Annotated in this window: 14 protein-coding genes, 1 pseudogene and 1 riboswitch; of the genes and pseudogenes, 12 read left to right on the top strand and 3 right to left on the bottom strand. The window is 37.1% G+C overall.

All coding sequences use genetic code 11. The features are described 5' to 3' along the window. Positions 1 to 11 precede the first annotated feature (11 nt). The 7 genes and pseudogenes from DX933_RS07655 to DX933_RS18590 all read left to right on the top strand — a co-directional run. On the top strand, positions 12 to 839 hold the full coding sequence (locus DX933_RS07655) for a GNAT family N-acetyltransferase (protein WP_123315883.1): 828 nt from the start codon (positions 12 to 14) through the stop codon (positions 837 to 839). Between the two features lie 68 nt (positions 840 to 907). Continuing rightward, on the top strand, positions 908 to 1288 hold the full coding sequence (locus DX933_RS07650; protein WP_123315882.1) for a VOC family protein: 381 nt from the start codon (positions 908 to 910) through the stop codon (positions 1286 to 1288). A gap of 103 nt (positions 1289 to 1391) precedes the next feature. After that, a complete protein-coding gene (locus DX933_RS07645; RefSeq protein WP_123315881.1) occupies positions 1392 to 2264 on the top strand; it encodes an AraC family transcriptional regulator in 873 nt (290 codons plus the stop codon). A 297-nt stretch (positions 2265 to 2561) separates the two neighbouring features. Then, a complete protein-coding gene (locus DX933_RS07640) occupies positions 2562 to 3059 on the top strand; it encodes a hypothetical protein (RefSeq protein WP_123315880.1) in 498 nt (165 codons plus the stop codon). 56 nt (positions 3060 to 3115) lie between these two features. Beyond that, positions 3116 to 3217: riboswitch (guanidine-I (ykkC/yxkD leader) on the top strand. Positions 3218 to 3269: 52 nt separating this feature from the next. Next, a complete protein-coding gene (locus DX933_RS07635; protein ID WP_123315879.1) occupies positions 3270 to 3611 on the top strand; it encodes a DMT family transporter in 342 nt (113 codons plus the stop codon). After that, the gene (locus tag DX933_RS07630; RefSeq protein WP_123315878.1) at positions 3611 to 3925 is read left to right on the top strand and encodes a DMT family transporter; all 315 of its coding nucleotides are present in this window, start codon (positions 3611 to 3613) and stop codon (positions 3923 to 3925) included. Before DX933_RS07635 ends, DX933_RS07630 begins: the two co-directional genes overlap by 1 nt. Positions 3926 to 3997: 72 nt before the next feature. After that, a pseudogene (locus DX933_RS18590) lies at positions 3998 to 4117 on the top strand (GNAT family N-acetyltransferase); the annotation flags it as partial. On the opposite strand, the gene DX933_RS18395 reads toward DX933_RS18590, so the two are convergent. Continuing rightward, positions 4061 to 4264 (bottom strand): hypothetical protein, encoded by a 204-nt coding sequence (locus DX933_RS18395; RefSeq protein ID WP_190279450.1) that lies wholly within the window; start codon positions 4262 to 4264, stop codon positions 4061 to 4063. The pseudogene DX933_RS18590 and the gene DX933_RS18395 sit on opposite strands and share 57 nt — an antisense overlap. 60 nt (positions 4265 to 4324) lie before the next feature. On the opposite strand from DX933_RS18395, the gene DX933_RS07620 reads away from it, so the two are divergent. Beyond that, the gene (locus tag DX933_RS07620; RefSeq protein WP_123315877.1) at positions 4325 to 4642 is read left to right on the top strand and encodes a TIGR04104 family putative zinc finger protein; all 318 of its coding nucleotides are present in this window, start codon (positions 4325 to 4327) and stop codon (positions 4640 to 4642) included. Positions 4643 to 4900: 258 nt separating this feature from the next. Here DX933_RS07620 and DX933_RS18390 read toward each other — a convergent pair whose 3' ends face one another. After that, positions 4901 to 5080: a hypothetical protein gene (locus tag DX933_RS18390; protein WP_123315876.1), complete on the bottom strand. Its 180-nt coding sequence runs from the start codon at positions 5078 to 5080 to the stop codon at positions 4901 to 4903. Positions 5081 to 5341: 261 nt separating this feature from the next. Beyond that, positions 5342 to 5542, bottom strand: coding sequence for a hypothetical protein (locus DX933_RS18385; RefSeq protein WP_123315875.1), 201 nt, complete (start codon positions 5540 to 5542; stop codon positions 5342 to 5344). A gap of 677 nt (positions 5543 to 6219) precedes the next feature. On the opposite strand from DX933_RS18385, the gene lepB reads away from it, so the two are divergent. From lepB to DX933_RS07590, 4 genes are all read left to right on the top strand, one after another. Further along, positions 6220 to 6771, top strand: coding sequence for a signal peptidase I (gene lepB, locus DX933_RS07605; protein ID WP_123315908.1), 552 nt, complete (start codon positions 6220 to 6222; stop codon positions 6769 to 6771). Positions 6772 to 7169: 398 nt separating this feature from the next. After that, complete coding sequence (locus DX933_RS07600; protein WP_123315874.1) at positions 7170 to 7520, top strand: DUF2200 domain-containing protein; 351 nt, start codon at positions 7170 to 7172, stop codon at positions 7518 to 7520. A gap of 115 nt (positions 7521 to 7635) precedes the next feature. Then, positions 7636 to 7899: an SGNH/GDSL hydrolase family protein gene (locus DX933_RS18870; protein ID WP_123315873.1), complete on the top strand. Its 264-nt coding sequence runs from the start codon at positions 7636 to 7638 to the stop codon at positions 7897 to 7899. Between the two features lie 315 nt (positions 7900 to 8214). Then, complete coding sequence (locus DX933_RS07590; protein ID WP_123315872.1) at positions 8215 to 12213, top strand: discoidin domain-containing protein; 3999 nt, start codon at positions 8215 to 8217, stop codon at positions 12211 to 12213. Positions 12214 to 12637 lie beyond the last annotated feature (424 nt).

The following is a 12637-nucleotide window of genomic DNA, read 5'->3' as shown; positions in this document are numbered from 1 at the left end:
GGAGGAAAATGATGATACTTGAACTTAACCATACGGAGTTCTACAAATGTAGAAATTTATTAGCAGAACCTGGTCAAATTGAAGCAAAAGCGATTATAGAAGGGATGAATCCAGGGAGGATTTGGGTGGATAATATAGATAACCCGACTACTGGTTTTATTTGGTTAGGCAATCATGATGGCTTTATTTTCATAGGCAATGAGGAAAATAATAGATTTAATACAGAAATAAATTACCTTATAGATAAGGTAATTATTCCAGAGGCAAAAAAAGTAGGACTAACCTGGTTTGAAGCCATTGGAAATCATCAAAAATGGGACCAAACGTTGAAAAAAATATTTGAGCATCGTAAGTTGGGAAATTGGAATCAACGTGTGTATATGCTACAAAAACGCAATGGTAATGTTTTTAAAGAACCTGCCGTATCAAGGGACTATCAAATCGTGAAAATGAGAGATGTTTTATTGGAGGACAGGAAACAATTAATTAAAAATACAACTTTTCTGCAATCAAAAATAAAGGAATTTTGGCCATCCTATGAAGAATTTTTAATGAACGGTATTGGATATTGTGTTTTATATAAGAATGAAATTGTTAGTATCTGTTTTACCGGCTTTGTAGTCGGAAATGTCCACTGTGTTGACATTGAAACCCTGAAGGAACATAGAGGAAAGAACCTTGCAAAAAAAGTTGCATTTGCATTTATCAAGGAGTGCTTGGAAAGTAATCTTGTTGCATATTGGGACTGCATGGAGTCTAACAAACCTTCGATAGCGGTTGCAGAAAACCTTGGATTTGAACTGGTATTCAACTATACAGGATATGAATTTCAAATGTAATCATGCTGGCCTTTCTATTCCAGCCCAATAAGCTAGACTAATATATCTGATAAAAGGAGTGTTTTGAAATGACTACAAAATATCCGATTTTGAATCAAATGAATGGCATTTTCGTTCACGTTTCTAATTTGAGGAATTCCGTAAAATGGTATGCTGATTTACTTGGGTTGGAAATTGATCTAAGCCTTGTGAAATCACCGGTTTTTAATATGCCTATCAGTGGAACCACATCTCTAACTTTAGATGATCACACATTTGATCCTGATTTCGTTCATCATGCGAATGCAAGTCCGTTATTTAATTTCTATGCACCGAATATTGATGAGGCGTACCAATACGTTCAGGACAAGGGTATTCAAATTGTTAGAGAAACAGAATGGGTAGGCGATACGGCTTGGTTTAATGTTCAAGATCCAGATGGGAATGTCATCATGATTTGCAATTGCTGATACGGTAATGTTTAAAATATTTCCTCCCTGCATAACGGTGCATCATAAGTCGGATGATGTATCTTCATTCCTGCTAATCTATGAGTGAAAGGAGGTCATCAAAATGGATACGTTTCATCACATGAATGATGCTTTGAACTATATCGAAGACCATTTAACCGATAATATTGATATCGAGGAAGTTGCGAAACGGGCATTATGCTCATCCTACCACTTTCGGCGCATGTTTTCGTTTTTGTCAGGTATTTCACTATCGGAATACATTCGGAGGCGGCGTCTAACGCTAGCTGCTTTTGAATTGCGTGATAGTGATTTGAAAGTTATCGATGTGGCCGTGAAATATGGATATCATTCGCCAGATTCTTTCACGCGGGCTTTTCAACTTCTGCATGGAGTCACACCATCAGAGGCTAGAAATAATGGACAGATGATCAAAGCGTATCCGAAAATGACCTTCCAGTTATCCATCAAGGGAGGAATAGAAATGAATTATCGAATGGAAGAAAAACCTGCTTTTCGTATCGTTGGATTAAAGAAAAGGGTTCCGATCCAATTTGATGGGGTGAACCCGGAGATTGCTGCGATGTGGCAGAGTTTGGATTCGAAATCTATAAGTACGTTAAAATCACTTTCTAATATGGAACCCGCTGGAATGATCAGTGCATCGACAAATTTTTCGGAAGGTAGAATGGAGGAAAAAGGTGGCCTGGATCATTATATAGGCGTGGCAACAACGAAAGCATGTCCGGAATCCTTTTCCCAACTTGAAGTGCCAGCACTAACCTGGGCTGTTTTTCAAGCAATTGGGCCCTTTCCTGAAAAACTGCAAGATATTTGGGGACGCATTTATTCTGAATGGTTTCCAGCATCAAATTACGAACAAGTTGAAGGTCCGGAAATACTATGGAATGAGAGTAAAGATACCAGTTCACCACAATATAAAAGTGAAATTTGGGTTCCTGTTCAGAAGAAATAAACTGCTTTTATCCCTGTTGTAGATGTGCAGCAGGGATAGAGTCATTTTCAGACGCGTAAATAAAAGGTCGGCACCTGAATCTAAAAAGGAAAAGCCAAAAGATGCAGCCAATGCGCCTCACATAAAATATATCGAAGCGAAAACGATTACGGGTAACATTTTTAGAAATGCGTTATTGAGGTAAATGAAGCATTCGAAATGAACGGGTTAAGCCCAATCCATCCTGATAAAATGGTATAGTTGTACTAGATAATTATTTTAAAAAGATTTGTGTTGGGTGAGAGAGGAAGTCTTTATTTGAAAATAAGCATTAGAAATCATGTCATTTTATTGATTTTGTTAACGGCAGCTGCAGTCTTATTTGTCGGATTGGATGAACAAGTAAACGTAGATAATCCTAGTTTTCAAAGCATATTCTTCATTATTGCTACGTTTATTGTCGTCATGACGATTAATATTATCTTAAGAATGATTATTTATAAATATCCTGATTTTTTACAGAAAGGCATCTGGGAAAATCCAATTCATACCCTTTTCATCGGTACTTTTTCCTTGGCTGTTGTATTAATCGCCTTTATGATGATTGCAAATAACCTGGAATGGAGTCCAACGATAAATAAGGCGTTGACATTTCTGATGGCCTATCCGGTTGCTTTTATTTTGATTGTGATGGTGGATGCTTTCTTAAGCCGCATATATCAGGCGGACAGGGATAAGCGATTATTTATTAGCTCCATGGCAATCGTATTGGGACTCGCTGTGATGATTATTTTTAGTTTGTTGCAGACGTTGTAAGTACAGGAAATTGAATTTTTTCTAGAACTGGGATATAATGAAATGAAATAGAATACTTGAACGTTTTCTAGGGTTCCGCAACAGAGGTTGGTCTGGTCCGAGAGAAAACGCATAGCTTCTTGATTGCTATGTCACGGAAGGATAAAAGCCTGGGAGATACTGTTTAATAACAGTGTTTTCCGGGCTTTTTTTATTTTGGAGGTGTTAGTGATGAAAAGAAATTGGATGAAGGTATTTTTGGCTGCTTTTTTAGAAATCTTTTGGGTGATTGGCTTGACCCATTCCTACGATATATGGACTTGGACAGGTACGATTATCTTGATTATTGTTAGTAACTATTTAATGATTACTGCGACGAATACACTTCCTGCTGGAACGGTTTATGCCGTTTTTGTAGGACTGGGAACGGCGGGGACCGTCCTTGCCGGGATCATATTCTTCGAGGAGTCATTTAGCTGGATAAAAATAGGCTTAATCGCAACTTTATTGCTAGGTGTCATTGGCTTAAAAATCGTTACACCCGAAAAGTCAACGAAAGGAGTGGAATCCTAATGGCATGGTTCATCTTGATTATAGCTGGATTATTAGAAACTTTTGGTATTGCCATGATCAATCGCCTGACTAATAAACGAAATTGGCAGACGGTTGTTTTGCTCATATTCGGATTTGGTTCAAGTCTCATTCTGCTTAGCTACGCCTTGCAAACTATTCCAATGGGAACAGGATATGCAATCTGGACAGGAATTGGAGTAGTTGGAGGAGCCCTTGTCGGCATGATATGTTACCGTGAGTCGAAGGATTGGCGCAGGATTATGTTTATTACGATTGTATTATGCTCTGCCATTGGTTTGAAAATGGTTTCTTAAATAAAAAAGAAGCTTCTGGATTTTGTCAATGGTATAGTGAGGTTAGCATATTTTTAGGGGAGTGGAATGTAATTGCGAGTTGCGCTTCAGAAAGCTAATGATAGCGACAGACATGTATTAAAAAATCTATATTCATTATATTTGCATGACCTTTCCAGATTCACTGTCAACATACAACTGGGAGCAGATGGCCATAATCGTTGGAGATTGATTTTGCGAAATGATTTTCGTATTGTCTGCAGTTGTTTTAGCAGAAACCAATAAAACAAAGCTAAGGATGAGAACCGGGAGAAGGATTTTTTTCATGAGAACACCGCCTTTCATGGATAATGTCCCCATGTACGGACCTCTTTATGCTCACTTTGTTATGCTGAAATGTAGTGATGGGAGGAATGATTTATGCCGGTTTGTGAAAACTGTCATCGTAAGTGGAGCTGGAAACAAACGATTCGAAAAACAACGACGCTAGACCCGGCTATGAGCTGCCCATATTGTGGAGAAAAACAATATCAAACACAGAAATCCAAAACGAAAATCGGAATAATAACAGCGTGCATATTGTTGGCAATGCCGATCTTATTACTTTTGGAGGCACCAAAAATAATGATGATTAGTTTATTACCATCGTCATTTATTGTCGGCATGCTAGTCTATCCATTTTTTGTAAAAATAAGCAGCAAAGAACAATTTATTGATTTCTTCAAAAATGATGCATGATAACGATGAAATTGGCACTGCCGATTTCTATATCTTGTTCATGCTGTCCTAAGATTGCCTGAGAGTGTAACGACTCGCACGCCAACTACCTGCTAAAGAATCAATATGAGGGAATCGGTCTGCCGATTCCAACCCCATTTCTTTTTTTTAAAAATATATTCATCTGATTTGGCTAGAAAGTCGCATAGGTTTGGGTAAAAGTCGCATGCCTTTGCCTCAAAGTCGCATGCCTATGCCCGAAAGTCGCATGCCTTGACCTCAAACTCGCATGCCTAAGCCTGAAAGTCGCATGCCTTTGCCCCAAAGTCGCATGCCTATGCCCGGAAGTCGCATGCCTTTGCCCGGAAGTCGCATGCCTATGCCCGGAAGTCGCATGCCTATGCCCGGAAGTCGCATGCCTATGCCCGGAAGTCGCATGCCTATGCCCGAAAGTCGCATGCCTTGACCTCAAACTCGCATGCCTAAGCCTGAAAGTCGCATGCCTTGACCTCAAACTCGCATGCCTTTGTCCGAAAGTCGCATGCCTTTGCCCCAAAGTCGCATGCCTATGCCCGGAAGTCGCATGCCTATGCCCGGAAGTCGCATGCCTTTGCCTCAAACTCGCATGCCTATGCCCGGAAGTCGCATGCCTATGCCTGAAAGTCGCATGCCTTTGCTCGGAAGTCGCATGCCTATGCTCGAAAGTCGCATGCCTTGACCTCAAACTCGCATGCCTTTGTCCGAAAGTCGCATGCCTTTGCCTGAAAGTCGCATGCCTTTGCCCCAAAGTCGCATGCCTTTGTCCGAAAGTCGCATGCCTTTGCCTGAAAGTCGCATGCCTTTGCCTGAAAGTCGCATGCCTTTGCCTGAAAGTCGCATGCCAAGACACCGAAGTCGCATGGGCTTAGTAAGAAGTCGCATGCCTTGACCTCAAACTCGCATGCCTTTGTCCGAAAGTCGCATGCCTTTGCCTGAAAGTCGCATGCCTTTGCCCGAAAGTCGCATGCCTATGCCTGAAAGTCGCATGCCTTTGCCCCAAAGTAGCATGCCTTGGCTCCAAAGTCGCATGCCAAGACACCGAAGTCGCATGCCTTGCGCCTAAACTCGCATGCCTCAAATGAGAAGAAATCGGCAATTGCCGATTTCAACATCATTTAAAAAGCCCAAATCTTAAATCTCTCGCAAACTCGCGTGCGAACTAGCCGTACTCGCTCACCGACCGCCCGAAGTTGAGTGCCACCCAGCCGAACTCTCGCACCAAACAAACCAATCTCGCGCGTCCACCGTCCACCAACGATTTATGTTCAGCATATGCAATTGTTCCGGATCCATTTGGTGTTGTCATTTAGCTTTGTGTTACATTACATGGTTTTTAAGCACAATAAAATTTTAAAATTTCCATATAAGCGAATCAACGCAAGCCAATGACACGGCACGCATTTTATAGGGTGGGAACGTCAACACAAGTCTGGTTCTTTTTTTAATGATATGATAATGTTGTAAAGTCTAGTGATTACACTTATTCGATAGCAGGATTTGGGATCATTGGTGTAGAATAAGTACAAGAGGATAGGAAATTGTTGGGAGAAGGTGAAGGAATGGCCAAATCAGAAATGATGGAATGGGTTAAACCACTTTTAATAGCTGTTGTTATTGTTCTTGCAGTAAGAATATTTTTGTTTACTCCTGTTGTGGTAAAGGGTTCATCGATGGAGCCGACTTTGCATGATAAGGAACGCATGATTGTCTGGAAAATCGGGGAGCCGGAAAGATTCGATATTATTGTTTTTCATTCACCGATTGAGGGCAAGGATTTGGTGAAGCGGGTGATTGGCTTGCCGGGCGACCATATTGCATATAAAGATGATGTTTTATACATTAATGGAGAGCCATACGAAGAAGATTATTTGGATGAATATAAAAGTCAGGTAACAGATGGACCCCTGACAGAACCTTTTACCTTGGAGCAGACACCAGTGGCAAGTGCTGTTGTTCCTGAAGGGCATGTATTTGTTTTAGGTGACAATAGAAGAGACAGTCAAGATAGTCGGGACCTTGGAGCAATTCCAATAGAGGATGTAGTCGGAAAATCAAAATTAATATATTTTCCGATTAAGGATATTAAATTTATTAAAGATCATGACGAATGATAAATCATGAATGGCCTTACCGTTAGAATGAAGTGAATATAATTTTATAAAATAAATTCAGTCTAATTTCCTGGGAAATAAGTAGGGGATTAGACTTTTTTGTTGAAAAATGTATCTTTACTAATTTACAGTTTATAGTTTCACTCATGCTTGTTCAATATGTGCTTTTCAGCTTTAGAAATAATCTCAATACATACAGGCAGCACTACAGAAGTTTTACACATTGCTGATTTATTTCATGTATTTCTAATCACAACCTTATATATAAACGGGTGTTTTTGACGTTGGCAATCTCATTTCTGCTATTTTATATCGGGTAGGATATAATATAGGTTCATATATTCATGCGAATAGGTGATTTAACTGCATACCAATTTATTAAGTAAAGGAGCATTTCCATGGCTAAACATAAAATATACACGATGAGCTTTGCAAGTGTTTATCCGCATTATGTGAAAAAGGCGGAGAGAAAAGAGCGTACCAAATCAGAGGTTGACGAAATCATACGCTGGTTGACCGGCTATCGCCAAGAAGGATTGCAACAACAGTTGGATAACGAAACCGACTTCGAGCATTTTTTTGCGGAAGCCCCAGCAATGAATCCAGCAAGGACACTCATCAAGGGTGTTATTTGCGGCGTTCGCGTCGAAGAAATTGAAGAACCATTAATGCAGGAAATCCGATACCTCGACAAACTTATCGACGAATTAGCAAAAGGAAAAGCAATGGAGAAGATATTGCGAGGATAAAATAAATAATGATACCAATTTGGTTGCGTGCCTCCATACATGTAACCAATTTTTTTATGATAAATTTGAAGAAGGAAGTAACTGGAAAGTAGTGTGCTGGCGGTTCAAAACAGGAATGTTCTTTACAAATATAGTTAGTAGAATTTTTAATTTAAAGATTAAAAATTTGGGGGTTTCCGGCAGTAGTAATGGTGATAAGGAGGTGGTACTATCCATAGAGGAAATAGAAAGGTATGGTTGCTTTATGAATGATTACGATGGGAAAGTTACTTATGAGAAATATAAAGCTACACTTATTTCTTTCATCTTGACAATTATAAACTTTGTTTCCTTGGGGGCTAGTGTTGGAAAATTTATTATTGGTAATAGATACAGGTGAAAAAGCTTGAAAGATTGACCAATCAAAATTACTGTGTTAAAATTTTAAATAAACTGAATAATAGATTGCATGTGACTAACTTGATTAGGCATGACAGATTATGGCTCGCCATTTTATTTGTCATGTCTTTTTATTTTTTGCAGATTTAAATAATGAGTAGCATGTCAATCTATAATTTTATGAGAGGCGGTGAAAAGAAAATTATTACATTTTAGCCAACAATACATGAAGTTTTAATATTGAAAATGAGGTCCCATCTGTTAGTACAATAGAGCAAAGTAGATAATTATAAACTATTTAGAATGGGTGATTTACATGATTATAAGTAAGGATAAATTTTTATGTCTAAATTTTGTAAGCGTTTTAATGCTAGTATTAAACTTATTTACTGGAACAGTTGTTTTAGCAGAAAATAATCGTGAAACGTATCACAATGCAGAAGAAGTATTAAAGTATATTGAACAGATGGAGCCTAAAATATCAAGCGATGGAAAATCAATCGTTTTGCCGGAGTCACCTGATCCAAATTATGAAGTATCCTTATACGGTTCAGATAATAAACAAATCATTGATATGGATCTTCATTATTATCAGCCACTTAGCGATATGAATGTTAATGTTTTGTATAAGGTTACAAACAAAAAAGATAAAACCGATAAAGCTGTTTCTAATGATGATATTCTTGTAAAAATAAAAGGACAATACGAGAATAAAGAAGGAGATAATTCAGTTCCTAATGTCATGCCAGGTCTTAGAGAATGGAAGGGTCTACAAGGAACGTTCACTCTGTTAGATGACTCTCATATAATAGTAGACAATTCTAATGCAGATCAGTTAATGGAAACAGCAAATAAAATCCAAGGTTATATTGAAAAAATGGTTGGTAAAAAGCTAGATATTAAAAAGGGTTCTAATGCTTCTAAAGGAGATATTTATCTAACATTAAATGACGAACAAGCCCATTTAGGACATGAGGGTTATACATTAAATATTGATAATAGTATTAAAATAAATGCACCTGACGTAAAGGGGGTTCAGTATGGAGGCATTTCACTGACCCAGATTCTTTATCAATCCGATGATCAAAGTTCCGTTCCTAAAGGATACGTGAGAGATTATCCTAAATATGAAGTACGTTCTGGAATGATTGATGTGGGAAGAATGTTTATACCTTTAGAAAAGGTCGAGGAAATGGCAGAATATATGTCATGGTTTAAGTTGAATGAACTTCAAATGCATATTAATGATTACTGGGGAGCAACGGAGTACGCTGCATTCCGTGTTGAAAGTAAAAAGTATCCTGAAATAAATGCGAAAGACGGTTATTATCCACAAGACGAATATATAGCATTCCAAAAGGAAATGGCTAAACATGGGATTGACGTTGTTACGGAGATTGATACGCCCTATCATGCTGAAAGTTTTAGAGCAGTAAACCCAGATATGATGTTAAAAAAAGGGTCATTAGACATCACAACTCCTGAAAAGCGAGAGCTGGTCTATGCGTTTATAGAATCATTACTTGATGAATTTTTAGGAGAAGGGCCAGAAGATGACAATCGTGTCGTCCAAAGTGATAAATTTCATATTGGAACAGATGAGTATGATAAAAAATACTCCGAAGAAATGAGAGCTTATACCGATCATTTTATTAATTATGTAAATAATAAAGGGTATGAAACAAGACTCTGGGGATCATTGGGTAAAAATGGTTTTGATGGAGAAACACCTGTGAATAGCGATGCAACAATGAATATATGGGCCACTCATTGGTCAGATGTGCGAGAAATGTATGATATGGGCTTTGATATCATTAATACTACAGGTACGGATTTATATATTGTACCGATTGGAAATGCTGGCTATCCTGATTACTTAGATATCAAGCAAAAATATGATGAATGGGATGTAAATAAATTTAGACCAAAAAGTTCAGGTGGGGTCGGAGGAGCAAATATGCCGTTTGCCCATCCACAAACGAAAGGTGCTGAATTTGCTGTATGGAATGATATGACATCTTTTTCTGGTGGTTTATCTAGTTATGACATATTTGATCGGTTCAAGGATGCAGTTATGTTGGTGTCAGAAAAAACTTGGTATGGAGAAAAAACAGATGGACAGACAGCTGAAGAGTATATGAAACGTGTAAGTTCCCTAGAAAATGAAATACCTATGTCAAACCCTTTAAGATATATAGAATCAGAGACTGAGGTGGTAACGAAATACAATTTTGACTCAGTTGAAGATAATACAGTTCACGATTTATCGGGTAATAATTATAATGCAAAAATACATGAAGGTAATTTAGTGGATCGTGAAGATGGAAAAGCATTACATTTAGATGGTAATGGCTATCTTGAACTACCAATTGATTCAATTGGCTACCCATATAGCGTATCATTTGATATAAAATTAGATGAAGGATCCCGTGAGAATGCGACTCTATTTTCTGGAGATGAAGGTAATTTTTATCTTAATATAGATGGCTCAGGGAAACTAGGGTTTGAAAGAAATGAGAAAACATCAGAAAACAGTAAGTATAAATTTGAAAATTATAAATTCAGTCATGACTATGTGCTTAAAGAGAATGAGTGGACTAACATAATTTTAACTGGAAATAACCGTGAAACATCCCTATTTATTGACGGGAAAAAAGTATCGACTTCTACTCAAATTAATAAATTAGAAAGAAGAACCGGAGATTCATCTTCCTTTGTTCTCCCATTAGAAAAAATTGGTGAAGGTATAAAAGGTCAAATTGATAATTTTATATTAACTAACAACCAGTTGGAAAATAGTTTGCAAGATAATATCGCATATAACCAAAAGGTAACCGCATCATCTGAGTACAATAGCTCCCAAGCAGCTTCATTTATAACTGATGGGAATTTTGGAACCAGATGGGGATCCAATTATAAATATGATACTGAAGAAGAAAAAGATGATCAATGGGTTACCATAGAATTAGATGATGTATATGATTTGAGTATGGTTAAGGTTTTTTGGGAAAAAGCCCGTGCAAATAAATATGAATTACAAGTGTCAAAGGATGGTGAAAACTTTGATACAGTATACTCACATACTAGTGATTCGACTCAAGGCCAATATGATACCATTGATCTAAATGATATTGAAGCCAAATATGTAAAAATAGATATGTCCGAAAGAGCTACGACATATGGATACAGTATTTTTCAAGTCGAAATGTATGAGAATACGGATATCAAAGAAAGTGGAGAGAAGCTTATTAACCAAATTGAAGACCTATTATCTTCTTTGCCAAAAGATAGTGGGGGCGCGAAGGAAAGGGAAGAATTAAACTCTGCAAAAGAGGAATTAAAATCATATATAACTGAAACGGATTTGGATATCTTCACATATGATAGACTTGCTAAAAAAAATAGAGATAGACTAGAAGCGTACAAAGATTCAATGAATCAACCACATAATTTGGCGTATCAACAAAAAGTGACTGCTTCTACACAATACAACGGTACGAATAGAGCTGTAGAAAATATGGTTGATGGGGATTACGAAACCAGATGGGGATCTCAATATAATGTTGAACCCGATAAAAGAGATAATCAATGGGTTATGATTGAGCTTAATGAAGAAAAAACTTTAGATACAGTTAAAATTAATTGGGAAAATGCGCGGGCTAGCAAGTATACGATATTAACATCAACGAATGGAGAAGATTTTCAAGAAGCATATTCCTACTATAATTCTTCACCAAAAGGTAATCAGGACATCATTGATTTAGGTGAGATATCAGCAAAGTTTATAAAATTAGAATTAAATGAACCGACGACAATATATGGATATAGCATTTATGAGCTTGAGCTGTTTGATTATACGGATACAAATAAATTAATTCATGAAGCGGAGCAGCTTATACAAGAGGGAGCGGGAACAGAAAATATAAGAGAAGAATTAATAAAAGCGCTAGATAGTTGGTATGGCTTTCTAACTAGTAATGAAAAAGATGCAATTCAGTATAATAAGTTAATCAAAACAATTAGTGATAAAATATTTGCATTTCAACTTCCGCAAACTGCTACTGAAATGATACCGCATATAGAGCGTCTTAATGATGAAGGAGCATTTAAAAATATGGCTGACTTCAAATTGTTAAAAACACATTTAACTTCAGTTAGTCACTTTGAAAATCAGGGAAATAAATCAAAAGTGGTACGACACATGGAAAGTTTGTACCAATTGTTGGATTATCAGAAAGACAATTTTTTAATTAATGAAGACGCGTATAACTTCTTAATTACTTGTACAGATTCAGTATTGGAATATTGGAGGTAGGATGTATGGGACAAGAGACATCATCTTGTCCCATTTTATATTAAATAATGTAAAATTTATTTATCAATATTGCAATCATCTACCAATTAAAATATTAGAAATATATTTGATTCAAAATAATTTTTAAAATATATATTGATAATCATACCTTTACGTATTATAAGTAGAACTAAAGTAGGGTTGGATTCGTAAATGACATTACAATTGCGACAAGTTTTACCGGAATACTAAATGCCAGGTGTATTTCAATACATCATTAAGTTCTATACTAACAACTAATAATATGAAACATACCCGTTGTATATGGTACTCTAAAATTGAACCACCATCGCACTTGAAAACTGAACCACTTCAGTAGAAAATATCCTTAGCACAACTGTCGCTAAGGGGGAAGCTGGAGTGATCACTTTGAAGATGAAGCAAG

Source organism: Ornithinibacillus gellani (genome assembly GCF_003730295.1).
GTDB classification, from domain to species: Bacteria; Bacillota; Bacilli; order Bacillales; family Amphibacillaceae; genus Ornithinibacillus_A; species Ornithinibacillus_A gellani.
Note: the sequence above shows the minus strand (reverse complement) of the source record. Positions and strands in the feature narration are given on the sequence as shown.